Consider the following 15,309-nt stretch of genomic DNA (forward strand, 5'->3'; position numbering starts at 1 on the left):
TGAGCTAGTATGCGAATTGTTAAATTTTAGTAACTTGAACGGCCATGTTGTTTTAAAAATAACATGTTGTTTTAATATTAACATCAAATGTTATTTATGCAAGATAATTTTTGATATAATGTTTTTAACACCGGTAGTCCATACCGGTTCAGAAAGGAAGACAGTTTATGTTGAACATTGTATTAGGCGCTGCAAGTCACTGGAGGGCTATGCACGCATAGTCCTCTCGCCATTACGAGGACAAAATAATGAAACTATCTGAATATGGAAACACTAATAATACTGCAGTTACAGGTTTAACTTTGGCACGAGTTACGGCCCTCAGCCACCAGCAATATACTTTGGTTTGTGATGCTGGTAAGTATTTTGCGCAAGTTGCTGGCCGGATTGTCAATATGGCAGTGGATGCCACTGATTTTCCGACAGTTGGAGATTGGGTGCAGGTCCGATTACCACAGAATCCACAAGATAAAGCAACGATTGAACGAATTTGTGACCGCCACAGCATTTTTTTACGTAAAGCTGCTGGTCGGCGGTTTGACGCGCAATTAATAGCTGCTAATGTTGACTGGTTATTGCTGTGTATGGCACTAGATGCTAACTTTAACATCCGTCGTTTAGAACGTTATTTGGCAGTCGCTAATGCTTCAGGTGCGCAAACTGCCGTGGTTTTAACGAAGGCGGATACGACAACAACGCTTGTTGATCAGATTGCTGAGGTTAAGTCAGTTGTGCCCGACACTCCGGTAATTGTTTGTGATAGTACAGCAACTGGTATTGATGCTTTGACCGCATTTATGAGTTCTGGAGCGACATATGCCTTTTTAGGGTCATCTGGGGTAGGTAAAACCACCTTGATTAACCGATTATTAGGTGAAGAGACCTATGCCACAAAAGAAGTCCGATCTAGTGATGCTCATGGAAGACACACGACGACAGCGCGTCAACTGCTACGACTGCCCAATGGAAGTATCGTGATAGATACACCGGGGATGCGTGAGTTAGGTCTGCTTGATGCTGACATTACGGCTACATTCAGTGACATTGAAGCATTGGCTGAGCAATGTCGGTTTAATGACTGTACGCACACTAATGAACCAGGATGTGCTGTTCAACGAGCTGTGACTGATGGTATCCTGGATGCTTCACGCTTAGCGAATTATCAGAAATTGAAAACTGAACAGGCAACTAATAATGGATTACGCGGGAAGGCCCGCGAGAACGCAAAAATTACGCGCATGTTTGGTAGTAAGAAATTAATGCAACAAAAGATGAAAGCTGCGCGACATAAGCGTGGGTAAATTTATATACACCGATATTGATAATCTTAGTCAATATCGGTGTTTTGTTTTCAATAATTTTTTGTATGGTTCGAGATAATAGTGAAACTTTACGCCCTAGCGCGTTAATATAGTTACGAGAAATTTAAGGTTGTGTTACTCTTATCTCGATAAATTGGAAAATATAGCTAATATTTTTTGCGAAAATTAAAAAGGGGAGTTAACGTGAATCAAACTTTAACAACAATTCGTCAGCATGTATCAGTGAGATCCTTTACATCAGAAAAGCTCACACAAGATGAAATTAAAACGTTAGTAACAACTGCTCAAACAGCATCTACTTCAAGTTACCAACAAGCTTATTCAATTATTGGTATTACTGATGATGAGGTAAAGAGTAAAATAGCAGACTATGCTGGTAATCAATCTTTTATCAAAAGAGCGCCACAATTGTTTATTTTTGTGGCCGATTTACATCGTAACTACGAAGTTGCTAAACATTTAGGAATTGATCTTGCAAAGACAGTTGAAGGAATTGATGGAACGATTACAGGAGCCATTGATGCGGCCCTTGCAGCTCAGAATATGGTCATTGCCGCCGAATCAATGGGATTAGGTGCTTGTTACATTGGTGGCGTACGAGATGGCATTGAACAAATCTCAACATTGTTAGAAATTCCGAATTATGCGTATCCAGTTTTTGGCCTAGTGATTGGTCACCCAAAGCATAAAAATGATCTTAAACCAAGACTTCCGTTTGAAGGTATTTATACAACCAATAAATACTTTGATGATGAGTCAGAAACAATCAAGAAATATAATGAAGCGACTCAATTGTATTATCAACAACGCTCAGGAACAAAATCTAATCGAACTTGGGCCAGTACTGTGATGAAAGGGTTGTACAACCGCCCGCGCGCATTTATGAAAGACTTTCTGAATAAACATGGTTTAGCAAAATCTTGATTCAATAAAAAAACTCGTTCAGCTGAAAATGCTGAACGAGTTTTTTAGGATAATAGGCGCCGACTGGCAAAATAAACAATCACGATGATTGGCATCGTCACCGCCATGACTGGGTAGAGCCAGGCCCATGAAAAGAGCGCCGTAATCACACCGGCAATCATTGGTCCACCTGACATGCCAAGGTCCACGCCAATGTAAAAGGTACTATTTGCTAAGCCCTGATCTGATTCTGGTACCAGTGTTAATGCCTTGGCTTGGCAAATTGAGAACATTAAACCATAACCACCAGCAAAACCAAAAGCACCCAGTAACAACATGAACCAGTTTCTTAAGTCAGTTAATCCAATTAAACCTAATAGGTTGAACCCTAAACATAACCAAATGAATTTATTAAACGGAACGCGATCAAACGCATCCCGCAGTACGGTCCGCATGATGATTAAAATAACGGCATAAACTGGAAAAAACATACCCGCAGGAACTGCAAAGTGGCGATGAGCAATGTAACTCACAATGTAAGATTCAGTGGCAAAATAGGGCAATGAAAATAACATTAAAATTGCTGCTACAGGAACGACTTTCGGTTGCACTAACTGGAATTTTTTCTTGGTGGTTGCTTGTGGCTTCGTCTTACTAGGAAGACCACGATTACCGACAAATTGGATGACAATCAACATGATCATACTAAATCCAGATGCCACCCAAAAAACACTTTGGTAACTGTAATTTTGATACAAATAGACACTAATTGCTGGACCAACAGCCATTCCTAGTGCACTTGCTAAACCATAAATTCCCATTCCGGAGCCAATCCGATCGGCCGGCAGTAAGGCTGCCATCCAGGTGGCCATGCAAACGGAACACAATGTGTAACCGAGGCCATTGATGACACGAAAAAGGATAATTAATGCGATATTAGTTGTAAATGTATATCCCAAACTAGCCACTAAAATGAACACACCACCCGCAAGTGTGATGTAGTACTTAGAAATGAGATCGGTTAAGTTTCCAGCCAGTGGTCGTAGTACTAGTGCCGTTAAATTCATACCTCCGGCAATTACACCAGCTAAAATACCACTAGCACCAATGTTAGTTGAAAAACCAGCAATAATTGGATTAATCAACATGGGACTCATTAAATAAAAGAAACTTGCTGCTAAAACTAATATCACATCTTTAGTATATAAACGCGTTTTCACGCACAGTCATTTCCTCTCTAAATTATCATTAGCGCGTCGTGCTAATGCCAAAAATTGTTGCTGTTCTGTAGGCGTAAAGCCAGCAAAAAGTTCTTCACTAATTTGCCAACCGCGCTTACTTAGCTGAGCATATTTGTTCAACCCTAGTGGTGTTACCTCAACTAGTTTGGAGCGACCATCATTTGGATTTGATTCTAATGTCACTACCCCAGCGGTCATCATGCGCTGAACAATCACCCGTGCAGTTTGATGAGTAATACCTTGATAATCCTTAAACATTGCAATAGTTGAATGAGAATGTTCAACAAAGTATTTCAAAGCATCCCATTGGTCAGTGGTTAAATTCACATCTTTAAGATGTAAACTTCTTCTTTGTTTGAGCCTACGCGCTAGTTGTAATAATTGTCGTGCAATCATATCATCGTTTACCATCTAATCACCTCGCGAACAAAGTATACAGCATACTGTATATTTTCGTAAGGAAAAGTTTTGCTTTTGAGAAATTCTTTTAGATGATTCATTAAGATTGGAAGTCCATTTTGTAAATATAGAAGAGTGAAGTACACTTTGATTAATAAGAGTGTATGATTTTTACTAATCGATACAAATGTGGGAGGCCGTTATAATGTTTAAAATTATCCCTGCAAGTCCCAATACTGATTTTCATGCCGTTGCACAACTATATTATGATACTTGGCAGGACGCATATCGCGGGTTAGTTCCACAAGCCTATCTTGATTCATTAACACCAGAGACATGGCATCCAGAGGAACATCAAAAAACGACGCTTTTGGCAACGATGTATGATCGAATCGTTGGCGTTTGCAGTTTTGGTGCTGCGCGAGATAGCGCGTATCAGGGAATAGGAGAATTACGTTCCCTTTATGTTCATCCGGTGGCACAACATCTCGGTATCGGTCGCGCATTACTGCAAGGTGCTTTATCAAGATTAGCAGGACAGTACCAAAGTTTTTATTTGGTGGTATTAGAGAAAAATGTTAGAGCAATAGCACTTTATGAATCAGAAGGTTTTAAAATCACTACTAATAGAAAAACGCAACAAACGCCTTTTGGTGCTCTACAAGAGATTGTGTTGGTCAAAGGTGATTATTTTATTTAGTTTATTTGACTGTCTTTATTTATAATGAAAATCAAATTCACTACAAATCACCAATAGTTAAATTATGTTTTTGTCGTAGGCTTAAAATTAAAATGGCAGCCGGTATGAGCGATAAATGACTTAATTTAGACGTTAAACAAAATAGACACATGCCTATTAAAGGTATGTGTCTGTTATTATTTAGCGCTTTAATGCTTTGACCACGATGTCAATAGACTGGTTAATAGTTACTGCATCGACTTTCTTGTTAGCTGTTTGCATTACCAGTAGCGGTACAGTGGCAAAGCTTTCCATAATTACTTCTGGTGCATCAATGAAGTCAGGAGCCGAGGTAATACGTTGATACAATTTAACTAACGGACCAGCTGCTACTTGGCCATATGCACGAGCCGTAGAATCTAAGAGCTCTTGGTTCGTCCACAAAGCAGAGATGAAATGGGATTCTTTTGGATATTTTTGGGCTTGTGTGATTGAATAGTGGAGCATCGCACGCAGTTGTGCTTCGACATCATTACCAGCAGCAGTAATTATGCCAGCCAATCCCTTATGCAGATCACCTTTGACTTCTTCATACAAACGACTAAGCATATCTGTTTTATCTTGATAGTTGAGATAAATAGTCGCAGGACTAACCCCTGCATGTTTGGCAACTTTGGCGGTGGTTAAATTAGTGAAGCCATCTGTTTGGCACAAATCGATGACCGCGTCTTTTATTGCTTTTCTTTTATTCTCGTCTTTTGTTCTCATAGCATAACCTTAACTAATTAATCAGTTTTCGTCAATCCAGGGTTGCAGTTTTTTCATGCAATAGTTCCATAGAGCTAATTCCTTAGCAGGAGAATATTCACCTGTTGCAGGTTGAACTTGTCGTTTCTTATTGTCGAAAAATTTACCACTAACACCTTTCACATTGTCGGCGGAAGCAAGATATACATTGGTAACTGCGCCTTGTTCTGGTGTGGCGACATGGAAGGTTTTTCCGATTGCAACCGCGACTTTATAAACTAAATTAACCCAAAAGCCGTTATCACTATCCTGACCAAAGTTAGTGGTCGCCATACCAGGATGGGAGACATTGACGGTGATATTACTAATACCAGCTTGTTGAAGTTGAGCCGCAAGATGTTGTGTGTTCCAGATGACAAATAGTTTACTGATACCATAGCGTACCTGACCGGAAGCGACATGTTCTAGATTCAGATCTGTCATATCAGGATGCGCAATACGATGGGTACCAGATGACATATTAATAATTCTACCGTCAGAAGAATGACGCAACTTTGGTAACAGTAATTCGGTTAGTAGTAATGGTGCCATCACATTTAAAGCCATAGTACCTTCAATACCATTCACAGTTTCGAAGCGCTGAGCATCGAGAACTGCGCCGGCGTTGTTGATCAAGACGTCAAGATGATCATGATTGTCATTGAAATTGTTGACCATATCCTTGATTGCTTGGAACGAAAATAGATCTGCAATTAGATAACTTACTTTTTGATTACCTGTTGCTTGTTTGATTTCAGATACGACATGTTGCGCTTTTTGTTCATTGCGTCCATGAATAATGATTTCATGACCTTTTTCAGCCAATTTTTGAGCGGTGACTTTACCGATGCCATCAGTAGCACCTGTGATTAAAATTAATTTTGACATAGTTTTATCTTTTCCTTTGTGTATTGAGTGAGAGTTGTTTTTTAAAAAGTGCATCTGCGATTAATATTGATTTTGGTTACATATATTTCCTCCCATAACTGACTAATCAGTCTTTTAAAATTAAAAATAAATGACGAGGGTTACTCGTCAAATTACAACAAAACAATGATACTGGGGTCATTAATGATTTTATAATAAACTAAATAGTCAGTTATAGTCAAGCGTTTTTATTATTTTAAAAAAAATGTCTCAAAAAGATCGTCTCCAGTTTAAAATGATTAAATGATGTAAATTTAGAAAAAAACGTCCTCAGACTAAAAATGTCTGAAGACTTTTTTTAATTTTGTGCACCAATGCGGGTAGCCTGTTGTAACCAAATTTTGCGTTTCTGATCGGAACTTTTCTTGACCATACTGCAGTTTAACCACTTAACAGATTTCAAACCCATTTTTTTTAAAGTGCCACGCAGTAGTGCACGCTGAATGGCATTCCCAAAAATCCAACGATATAAGACTTTAGGAGTATTCATTGTGGTAATGACAGTAGTGGATTGCAGCTGAGGCAATAAGGAACGCATACCCGTACCACTAGTAGTGTAATCAAAAGTTTCACCTGGAAAGATCACTTTATCGATAAAACCCTTCATCATGGCAGGCATAAGCTCCCACCAGATTGGAAAGACTAGAATGAGATGATCAGCTGCGTGGACACGTTCAATATAGTCACGGGCTTGTTCATCCTGAGCTTTGTGTTTTAGAAAACCGATTAAGTCTTTACTATGCATCACGGGATCAAAGTGATCGGCTTCTAAATCGATAATGTCGACTGAGTTGCCATTTGTTTGAGCGCCGTTTTTTGCTGCTGTCATTAGTGCATGGCAGAAGCTACCGTCATAAGGATGGCACGTTACGATTAATGTTTTTGTCATATTACTAACCTCCATTAGTTGATGAGGTCAGTATAGCGACGATTTTAAGGGGTGGCATTAACAATTGTTAAGACTCGGATTCTTTTTTTAAACGATTACGAATACGTGATAAGGATACAGGGGTGATCCCTAAATAGGAAGCTAATTCATGTTGAGGAACGCGCGTTGCTAGTGCGGGATTGGTGGTTAATAAACTTCGGTAACGTTGTTCAGGTGATTGTTCGATACGGGTTAAAAAATAATGGGTGTAATCAATGAAGCGTTGGCAAATTTGATTGGTAAAGGCCATCATCAAATCAGAATCCTTACGAAGCAATTGATGCAATTTTTCACCATCGACCACTAATGCGGTGGTCGGTTCGAAAGCGGTTATTGCAAAAATACTGGGTTGTTCCAGATAAAAGCTTTCAAATGAGGCAACGGCTTGTTGTTCAAAGAAAAACTGGACCGTGATATCACGGCCATCGTCATTGTGCCACAAGCGGACACCACCACTTTCAATGTAGAATAAATATTTGGCCTGATCACCTTCACGAAGCAAGTCCTCACCAGCTGAATAATGGTGGGTTTGACCTAGTGACCTGATTTGTTCAAAGTAGCCGCTGACTTCCATGTAAACCATCCTTTCGTATTGATTAATTATAATACGCGTAACTAATTATTGACATGCTATAATCAAATTATAAAAATTCTGGAGATGGAGATATTAAAATGAATAAGGTGTGGATAGTGACCCCAACTGTGATATTAATCATTATCGTGATCACGGGGTTGATGTCATCTGGTAGTACGCACAATAATCTATTAGCCTATGGATCAGTTGGATTAGCACTATACTCTTTTTTTGCGATATTTATTTACGGGTTGGTTTACTATACAAAGAACGGCCATTTACGTCAAAAAATGCCAGCTGGAGTAACCTGGTTATTTGTTTATTTAATTGCTGTGTTGACGATTACCGTTGTCACGATGATTTACTTTATGGCGCACAACTAAAAAATGGTGGTAGCTTGAGCTACCACCATTTTTGATTACTGTACTTTAGTTAAACGCTGTCTTAATGCATCGTCGTAGGCCGTCAAATACAGACCATATTTGCCACGCTTCATTAAAACGTTTAAAACATTAGCGATAAATTCGCGATATTCAGCTTGGGTGAACTGAATATCTTTGCGTTTTTTAAAAATCTCTTTATGTGAATACTTTTCGGGAATAATGGTCATGGTATCTGTTTTAGCATCATAGCCAAACGATGGCCCGATAATCATGCCTACATAATTCAAATCAAAGCCTTGCAGTGTGTAGATGGTGCCAACTTGAGTAATAGAACCTTCACGTTTAGCCCAGTGAGTCCGTTGCGGATCCCATTCGTCCCACGGTAAGCTGAAGCTATCCATTTCGACGTTATGGCGACCATCAATTCGTGGAAAGCCAGAAGTCGCCACCATGCGACTCATACCGACTTCTTTGTTGCGCTTCTTAATGGTTTCAAACATGCTACCGGCTGTGTCAAAGACTTTAAATTCAAAGTCACTATTATTTGGAAAGTCAGTAATTGGTTTTTGAGCGGTGAGGTTATCGATCCAAGCAACTTGTGCGTCACTAGCAACCATTCGATATTGAAAGTTCATATCAAATGACTTGTGGGGATGATTACCAATTGTTTTCATGAGTAATGCTTTATCCCAGTACATCTTTGATTGAAAGACTTGATCAAAGTCATAAACAACCACGACCACCTTGGCTAGGTTCATTAAATCGGTTAATTGATTTTGACCACGGTAATGGGCGTAGGGTTCTGATTTGGAATATAGAAGATGAGCTTCATCCACAAAAATAACATCATAGTGCTGATGATTCTTTTGTGCGTAGTTAATTAATGAAGTTGGCCGGCGAATGGCATTCACATGCATATTTGGAATTGAGCCAGCCAAATCTTGGTAGGCTTTATAGAGTTCTGGATGGTTGACTACTAAAGACGTTTTGTAATGTTTATCGGTCATGTATTGCCGCACGAGTTCCATTAAAACAACGGATTTCCCTGTACCTGCAGCGCCTTGAATAATGGCGACTGAATGTTCTTTTTGGGTGAGCCGATCTTGAATGTATTGATTCAAATCGGTAATTACTTTTTTCTGATCTTCAGAAAGATCGTCGACAAAAAATTGTGCTTTTAAAATTTCGTTCATAGGTAACTCCTAATTGAAAATGACTTTAGGATAGCTATTTTAGCACTATGTTTATGGGGATGAAAGGTATTATGGTGAAGTGAGAAAAATAACACCCGGGAAATAATGCTTTTGAATCAACAAATTATGAGGATGGACTGTCAGTTGATATAAAGTAATCAAAAAAGCTTGTCAAGCAGAGGATTGACAAGCTTTAAGAAAATTTGTAATAAAAACCAAAGGTTAAAAGTTAAGTTACGTATGAAAATCCAATATGTTGAGGTATTTAGATGTTAAAGAAGACGTTCGATATCTGCTGTCATCTTCAACGGGTTGGTTCTAGGGGCGAAACGTTTAACGACGTTACCATCCCGATCAACCAAAAATTTTGTAAAGTTCCATTTAATTGCATTCCCAAATGCTCCTGGTGCCTGCTGTTTAAGATACTTAAATAGTGGTAATTCTTCAGTACCATTTACATCATGTAGAGCATGCATTGGGAAACTGACGCCGTAAGTCATTTGGCATGCCTGTGCAGCCTTTGAACCATCAGATAATTCTTGATGAAACTGATTTGATGGAAATCCCAAAATGACGAGTCCTTGATCCTTATATTGTTCATATAACTGCTCCAACTGTTTAAACTGTGGAGCAAATCCACACTTAGTGGCCGTATTGACGATTACGAGAGGATGGCCCGCATAATTCGCCATTGAATACGAGTCACCATTTTCACGAGTCACCTGATAATCATAGACAGTCATACTGATTCCCCCTTACTATACAACATTGTATACTCATTATTAACGATTAGTAAGTAAAATTAACAATTCAAAAATCCTTTCACGATGATTAATTGGGTAAGAGAATTTAATTAATTTCGGAAAAAGCAACGAGAAAAACCCGAAATAGTTTTCAAACAATCGGTTATGTGAAGACCATTTTGGATTTCGAATACTATTCAGTTACCACATTATTTCTAGAGAATCTTAATTTTAGTAGTAATTTATGAGTGTTATTTTTTATTCTGTGACTATCTTAACGGAAAATCCTTGCCCAGCTAACACGCGAGTTGCATTGTATGGCCCAAGTCCTTTGCGCTCAATGATATAAATGGTCTTATTCAGGGGTAGTTCATTTAGCCGTTCGCGGAGTTGGCTTAGTGGGATATTAATGTCTTCATCAATACTTCCAGAACGAGGGCGATCAGCTTCCCGAATATCTAAGAAGATGCCATTTTGTCGATCAGTATCAGTTAAACCAGCATAATTAACAGTATTAGCCAATTGTGTGATTCGATTAATGGCTACGTACCCAGCAATATTGAGTGGATCACGAGTAGAGGAATATGGTGGCGAGTATGGTAGTTCTAAACTGGGTAGATCAGCGACTGTCAATCCGCCTGTGATGGCTACAGATAACTCACCAGCACGTTTATCAACGCCTTCATGGCCGATAAATTGACCGCCTAAGATTTGACCAGAGTCTTGGTCGTACATTAGTTTAATATTTAACCGTTGGGCATTTGGATAAAAGAAGGCATGATCAAATGGCGTAATTAGAACGGCATCATAATTTGTAATGCCAGCTTGTTGCAACATCGTTTCTGTATAGCCGACATTACTAGCGGTTTGATCAAAAACTTTAGCAACGCTGACGCCAATAAAGCCAGGATAGGTCAGGTTTTCACCGTTAATAATATCAGCAAGTAAATGACCTTGCCTGTTTGCTGCGCTGGATAACATGCTAGGCGTTGGTTGACCTGTTATCAGACTTCTAGTCTCAATCACGTCACCAATTGCATAAATATCAACAACAGTGGTTTGTAGGTGTTCATCGACGATAATATGGCCATCATCAGCTAAAGCAATATCAGTGCCTGATGTGAGTTCACTATTCGGTTTTACACCTGTTACTACGATTAATAGATCGGTGGTGTGTTCACTTTGATCATCAAATAAGAGTGTGTGGCGATTGTCTTGTACCTCCGTGACCGTTGTTTGTAATTGTAACTGAATCCCATTATCGGTAATTTCTTTTTCTAAAAACGGTGCCATGTCATCATCAAACGGTGCCATAACGTGGTCAGACTGATCGACTAAGGTGACATCTAAACCTCGTTGATGAAGATTTTCGGCCAATTCCACACCCGCTGAACCGGCACCAATAATGGTGACAGTCTGGGGATGCTGAGTAGTGATGAAAGTTTCAATTTTGTCTGCATCAGTAATACTTCGAATGGTAAAGGCGTTGGTGGCTGAATCGATACCGGTGATTGGTGGTAGGACTGGCCGAGCACCAGTGGCGAGTACTAACTTATCGAAGGACTCTTGGTAAGTTGTGTCATTTGCTAAATCATGGACGGTTACTAGCTTTTTTGAAGGATCAATTGCTGTGACCTCTGTTTGTACACGAACGTCTAGATTATTCTTTTGTTTTAAAATGGCTGGTGTCCGTTCGATTAGAGAATCACGATCAGTAATGACGCCGCCTAGGTAATAAGGTAGTGCACAACTCGCATAAGAAATATTTTCACCACGTTCTAACATAATAATTTCAGCATCTTCATTTAATCGCCGCAACCGTGTTGCAAAAGAAGCGCCAGCAGCAACGCCACCAATAACGATAACTTTCATCACGTATTCCTCCTAAATGTAAGCGTTTTCTTTGTTAGCAAAATTGTATCGATAATTCACTGATTAAGCAATTAGTTTTGCTTGCTAGCAGTGGATCGTTAGCTGTTAATTTAAACATGCTACAATAAAAATGAATTATTAACTTGACCTTACCGTTACGTTAACATTTATGGTTAATAACTGAGGAGGTGATTGTGATCGATTATTTAATTAAAGCGTTTGCCCAATTAACCGGTGTCTCAACACGTACGCTGCGTTATTATCATGAAATTGGTTTATTGGTGCCAATTACTGATAACAATGGCTATCGTCATTATCAGAGTCGTGATGCAGATAAAATGCAACTGATTTTAATGTTTCGCGAGCTTGCTTTTGATTTAGAGACTATCAAACAGTTATTGATGGAAAGTCCAGAAGTTCAACAACAGGCACTGATTAATCAAAGAGAGGCGCTCATTAAACAGCAGACGACATTATCGCAAACAATTACTCAACTCGATCAAACATTGATCAATTTAGAAACGGGAGGAAAGACGATGACAGATAAGGCAAAATTTGAGGCTTTTAAGGCACAGCAGATTGTGCAAAACAACCAAAAATATGGTGATGAAGTGAGTGAAAAATATGGAGAAAAGGCTAAGAATGAAGCTGAAAAACATTTTCAACAGCTAACTGAAGAGCAATATGGACAAATGCAGCATAATGAAGAACAACTCGCATATTATCTAAAACAATATTTAGAAAAACCCGAATTACCTTCTCAACAAGGCCAGAAGGCTTTTAAGGCTCATCAACAGTGGTTAATGACGATCATGCCAAATTACACCTTAACAATTCATGGTCAATTAGCAGAAATGTATACAGCCGATCCACGTTTTGGTAGGTATTACACTAAATTGGTAGGGGATGCACATGCAGCAGTTGGCTTAAATGAAATTGTTCAATATTATATTGCACAAGAAAATAATAACTAAAAAAGGCGATTGCTTTTGTGGCAATCACCTTTTTTCTATTTTGAAGCTAAATTTTGGCGACGTTTCGCCAATGTTTCATGTGAAACTGTCATGATTCCCAATAATATCAACAAATAAAGTGGTAAAAGACCAATAGAAATTGAATTAGCAATTAAGCCAAATAGTGGTGGCATGAAGCAAGTACCAATATAGGCACTGGCCATTTGAATGCCAATCAATGCCTGTGAGTTACTGAGTCCAAAATTATCAGGCGTAGCGTGAATCAGTGAAGGAAAAACTGGCGCACATCCTAATCCAACTAAGATGAATCCGGTAATCGCAATCGCAGAGTTGCCCGGCAATAGGATTGCCAAAACACCTAAAAGAATAGTTGCTAAACCGATATGCGTCATTTGACGGTCCGAAAATTTAAGTGTCAAAAAGCCCGATAAAATTCGACCAACGGCAATACCAAAATAAAATAAACCGGCTAGTGTTGCGGCAATTTTGGTGGAAACATGTTCCGTCAGTACTAGGTAGCTACTAGCCCATAAACCAGTGGTTTGTTCAATTGCACTGTAGCAAAAGAAAGTAATGATGCTGGCAAATGTACCCGGAAGCTTCAACATTTGCAATAAATTAGTTTCCATTTTGACGGGTTTGGTTGTTGTATTTTGAGAAGCTGTTTTTTGCCAAAGCGGCAAAGTTGCGAATAGGACGATTGTCAGAAGTGTTTGAAAAATTGCAATGAACTGATAACCTGATTGCCAGCGACCACCATGACCAAGTGTAAAGCCCATAATTAAAGGGCCTAGTGTTGCACCAATGCCCCAAAAAGCATGTAACCAACTCATGTGGCGGCTTGGATAGTGAATGGCGACATAGTTATTAATCGAAGCATCAACACTACCAGCACCTAAACCATATGGGATAGCCAAAATACACAGAACATAAAATGAATGTGAAAAGGAAAATCCAAACAGTGAAATGGCGGTGATGAGCACACTAACAAAAGTGATTTTACCGGTACCGAATTTTTTAGTTAAGCGGGCACTTTGTAAACTGGAAATGACTGTCCCCATGGCAATCAGCATGGAAATAATACCAGCATAGGAAAGAGGAACGTGTAATCCTTGGTACATAGAAGGCCAGGCTGAACCTAATAGAGCATCAGGTAACCCAAGACTAATAAAAGCCAGGTAAATGATAATTAATAGTAAGCTGTACAGAATTAACATCTCCTTTTTTCTTAAAAATGCCCTGCAAAACCAAATAGTATTATTTTATCAATTTTTGCAACATTTTTTCTTGCACTTTAGGCAAGGCGATGTGTTGCAGGTCCCTTATCGTAAACCATTGACCAGTGAAATAACTTAAATCTAGAGCATTTTGCCAAGTAGCTTTAACCGCGGTAATGAACCATTTTTGGTGTGTAAATGTATGAGTTATTGGTCGACCAATTTGTGGCTGCAATGATAAGGATAAACCGTATTCGGTTTTAACATACATTTCAAGGGGACGTTGAAGTTCTATATCAGAATAGTTGTTATTTAAATCAAGATCAGCACTTTCCAAGACAGTATTTTTTTGAATCAGTGGAAACGTCCAAAAATTAGCTAATAATCCATTACTGGGACGTTTTTCTAGCAAAAATTGATTCCCATTTTGGATGACCAATGCAAAATAATCAATTTTCTTTGGGCGCGGTTTCTTTGTTTTCACAGGGTATTTTTCTTCGACACCATCCAGATAGGCTTGATTAAATTGTTTTACAGGTGAATGTTCTGAGTCCGGATTTTTTGCACTCATGTAACTAGAACCAAGGTCCATAATAGCCTGATTAAAATCACCAGGTCTCTTCTTTGAAATAATTTTAGTAATCACTTGTTCGAAAATGGCGCGGGTCTGTGGCTTCGTAATATCTGCATCAATTTTTAACAACCGAGCAAACACGCGAAATGCATTACCATCCACCGCCGGAACAGGCTGATTAAAAGCAATACTAGCGATTGCACCGGCGGTATAGGGACCAATTCCAGCTAATTCTTGCAACTCCTTGGCAGTTTTGGGCCATTGACCTTGATAGTCATCAACAAGTTGACGCGCTGCTTTTTGTAAGTTGCGCGCCCGTGAATAATAACCGAGTCCTTCCCATGCTTTCATGAGTCGCAATTCGGGTGCATTAGCAAGATCGTTGACAGTTGGGAACCATGTCATGAATTTTTCATAGTAGGGAATCACGGTATTGACTTGCGTTTGCTGAAGCATAATTTCTGAAATCCAAACATGATAAGGATCATGATCGCGACGCCAAGGTAGATCTCGTTTATTTTGGTCGTACCAGGTTAATAACGTGTCCTGAAAATCTACAATTGTTTGTGGGGACCATTCAATCAAAGAAAACTC

General features: G+C 39.1%; 16 protein-coding genes. 5 read left to right on the forward strand and 11 right to left on the reverse strand.

Going from position 1 to position 15,309, the window contains the following annotated elements; all coding sequences use genetic code 11:
* The first annotated feature begins 248 nt into the window (after positions 1-248).
* Together rsgA and nfsA are read left to right on the forward strand one after the other, a co-directional pair.
* Positions 249-1,301 (forward strand): ribosome small subunit-dependent GTPase A, encoded by a 1,053-nt coding sequence (rsgA, locus tag ACYVQZ_RS04095; protein WP_461240126.1) that lies wholly within the window; start codon positions 249-251, stop codon positions 1,299-1,301.
* Positions 1,302-1,505: 204 nt separating this feature from the next.
* A complete protein-coding gene (gene nfsA, locus ACYVQZ_RS04100; RefSeq protein WP_461240127.1) occupies positions 1,506-2,246 on the forward strand; it encodes an oxygen-insensitive NADPH nitroreductase in 741 nt (246 codons plus the stop codon).
* 44 nt (positions 2,247-2,290) lie between these two features.
* Here nfsA and ACYVQZ_RS04105 read toward each other — a convergent pair whose 3' ends face one another.
* Together ACYVQZ_RS04105 and ACYVQZ_RS04110 are read right to left on the reverse strand one after the other, a co-directional pair.
* Entirely contained in the window at positions 2,291-3,445 is a 1,155-nt protein-coding gene (locus ACYVQZ_RS04105; protein ID WP_461240128.1) for an MFS transporter, read from the reverse strand.
* A gap of 6 nt (positions 3,446-3,451) precedes the next feature.
* Complete coding sequence (locus tag ACYVQZ_RS04110; RefSeq protein ID WP_461240129.1) at positions 3,452-3,877, reverse strand: MarR family winged helix-turn-helix transcriptional regulator; 426 nt, start codon at positions 3,875-3,877, stop codon at positions 3,452-3,454.
* Positions 3,878-4,070: 193 nt separating this feature from the next.
* On the opposite strand from ACYVQZ_RS04110, the gene ACYVQZ_RS04115 reads away from it, so the two are divergent.
* Positions 4,071-4,565 carry a GNAT family N-acetyltransferase gene (locus tag ACYVQZ_RS04115; RefSeq protein WP_461240130.1) on the forward strand — a complete coding sequence of 165 codons (495 nt, stop codon included), beginning with the start codon at positions 4,071-4,073 and terminating at the stop codon, positions 4,563-4,565.
* Positions 4,566-4,745: 180 nt separating this feature from the next.
* Here ACYVQZ_RS04115 and ACYVQZ_RS04120 read toward each other — a convergent pair whose 3' ends face one another.
* The 4 genes from ACYVQZ_RS04120 to ACYVQZ_RS04135 all read right to left on the reverse strand — a co-directional run bounded on the left by ACYVQZ_RS04120 (position 4,746) and on the right by ACYVQZ_RS04135 (position 7,759).
* The gene (locus ACYVQZ_RS04120; RefSeq protein ID WP_461240131.1) at positions 4,746-5,312 is read right to left on the reverse strand and encodes a TetR/AcrR family transcriptional regulator; all 567 of its coding nucleotides are present in this window, start codon (positions 5,310-5,312) and stop codon (positions 4,746-4,748) included.
* 21 nt (positions 5,313-5,333) lie between these two features.
* Entirely contained in the window at positions 5,334-6,218 is an 885-nt protein-coding gene (locus ACYVQZ_RS04125) for an SDR family NAD(P)-dependent oxidoreductase (RefSeq protein ID WP_461240132.1), read from the reverse strand.
* A gap of 337 nt (positions 6,219-6,555) precedes the next feature.
* Entirely contained in the window at positions 6,556-7,146 is a 591-nt protein-coding gene (locus ACYVQZ_RS04130) for an NAD(P)H-dependent oxidoreductase (protein ID WP_461240133.1), read from the reverse strand.
* Between the two features lie 67 nt (positions 7,147-7,213).
* Entirely contained in the window at positions 7,214-7,759 is a 546-nt protein-coding gene (locus tag ACYVQZ_RS04135; RefSeq protein WP_461240134.1) for a Crp/Fnr family transcriptional regulator, read from the reverse strand.
* Positions 7,760-7,857: 98 nt separating this feature from the next.
* Between ACYVQZ_RS04135 and ACYVQZ_RS04140 the strand changes: the two genes are divergently transcribed.
* On the forward strand, positions 7,858-8,142 hold the full coding sequence (locus ACYVQZ_RS04140; RefSeq protein ID WP_461240135.1) for a LasU family protein: 285 nt from the start codon (positions 7,858-7,860) through the stop codon (positions 8,140-8,142).
* 35 nt (positions 8,143-8,177) lie between these two features.
* Here ACYVQZ_RS04140 and ACYVQZ_RS04145 read toward each other — a convergent pair whose 3' ends face one another.
* From ACYVQZ_RS04145 to ACYVQZ_RS04155, 3 genes are all read right to left on the reverse strand, one after another.
* Complete coding sequence (locus ACYVQZ_RS04145; protein WP_461240136.1) at positions 8,178-9,335, reverse strand: DUF2075 domain-containing protein; 1,158 nt, start codon at positions 9,333-9,335, stop codon at positions 8,178-8,180.
* A gap of 272 nt (positions 9,336-9,607) precedes the next feature.
* Positions 9,608-10,078 carry a glutathione peroxidase gene (locus ACYVQZ_RS04150; RefSeq protein ID WP_461240137.1) on the reverse strand — a complete coding sequence of 157 codons (471 nt, stop codon included), beginning with the start codon at positions 10,076-10,078 and terminating at the stop codon, positions 9,608-9,610.
* Positions 10,079-10,336: 258 nt separating this feature from the next.
* Complete coding sequence (locus tag ACYVQZ_RS04155) at positions 10,337-11,950, reverse strand: FAD-dependent oxidoreductase (RefSeq protein ID WP_461240138.1); 1,614 nt, start codon at positions 11,948-11,950, stop codon at positions 10,337-10,339.
* Positions 11,951-12,144: 194 nt separating this feature from the next.
* Here ACYVQZ_RS04155 and ACYVQZ_RS04160 point away from each other — a divergent pair, with 194 nt between their 5' ends.
* Positions 12,145-12,924: a MerR family transcriptional regulator gene (locus ACYVQZ_RS04160; RefSeq protein WP_461240139.1), complete on the forward strand. Its 780-nt coding sequence runs from the start codon at positions 12,145-12,147 to the stop codon at positions 12,922-12,924.
* Positions 12,925-12,959: 35 nt separating this feature from the next.
* On the opposite strand, the gene ACYVQZ_RS04165 is transcribed toward ACYVQZ_RS04160, so the two are convergent.
* The gene (locus tag ACYVQZ_RS04165; protein WP_461240140.1) at positions 12,960-14,141 is read right to left on the reverse strand and encodes an MFS transporter; all 1,182 of its coding nucleotides are present in this window, start codon (positions 14,139-14,141) and stop codon (positions 12,960-12,962) included.
* 40 nt (positions 14,142-14,181) lie between these two features.
* A complete protein-coding gene (gene mutY / locus ACYVQZ_RS04170; RefSeq protein WP_461240141.1) occupies positions 14,182-15,300 on the reverse strand; it encodes an A/G-specific adenine glycosylase in 1,119 nt (372 codons plus the stop codon).
* Positions 15,301-15,309 lie beyond the last annotated feature (9 nt).

The organism is Paucilactobacillus salsurae (assembly GCF_054784995.1).

Coding starts and splice junctions, on each gene's coding strand:
- rsgA (WP_461240126.1), top strand. CDS start 249: ATGAAACTATCTGAATATGGAAACACTAATAATACTGCAGTTACAGGT.
- ACYVQZ_RS04110 (WP_461240129.1), bottom strand. CDS start 3,877: ATGGTAAACGATGATATGATTGCACGACAATTATTACAACTAGCGCGT.
- ACYVQZ_RS04115 (WP_461240130.1), top strand. CDS start 4,071: ATGTTTAAAATTATCCCTGCAAGTCCCAATACTGATTTTCATGCCGTT.
- ACYVQZ_RS04120 (WP_461240131.1), bottom strand. CDS start 5,312: ATGAGAACAAAAGACGAGAATAAAAGAAAAGCAATAAAAGACGCGGTC.
- ACYVQZ_RS04125 (WP_461240132.1), bottom strand. CDS start 6,218: ATGTCAAAATTAATTTTAATCACAGGTGCTACTGATGGCATCGGTAAA.
- ACYVQZ_RS04130 (WP_461240133.1), bottom strand. CDS start 7,146: ATGACAAAAACATTAATCGTAACGTGCCATCCTTATGACGGTAGCTTC.
- ACYVQZ_RS04135 (WP_461240134.1), bottom strand. CDS start 7,759: ATGGAAGTCAGCGGCTACTTTGAACAAATCAGGTCACTAGGTCAAACC.
- ACYVQZ_RS04140 (WP_461240135.1), top strand. CDS start 7,858: ATGAATAAGGTGTGGATAGTGACCCCAACTGTGATATTAATCATTATC.
- ACYVQZ_RS04145 (WP_461240136.1), bottom strand. CDS start 9,335: ATGAACGAAATTTTAAAAGCACAATTTTTTGTCGACGATCTTTCTGAA.
- ACYVQZ_RS04150 (WP_461240137.1), bottom strand. CDS start 10,078: ATGACTGTCTATGATTATCAGGTGACTCGTGAAAATGGTGACTCGTAT.
- ACYVQZ_RS04155 (WP_461240138.1), bottom strand. CDS start 11,950: ATGAAAGTTATCGTTATTGGTGGCGTTGCTGCTGGCGCTTCTTTTGCA.
- ACYVQZ_RS04165 (WP_461240140.1), bottom strand. CDS start 14,141: ATGTTAATTCTGTACAGCTTACTATTAATTATCATTTACCTGGCTTTT.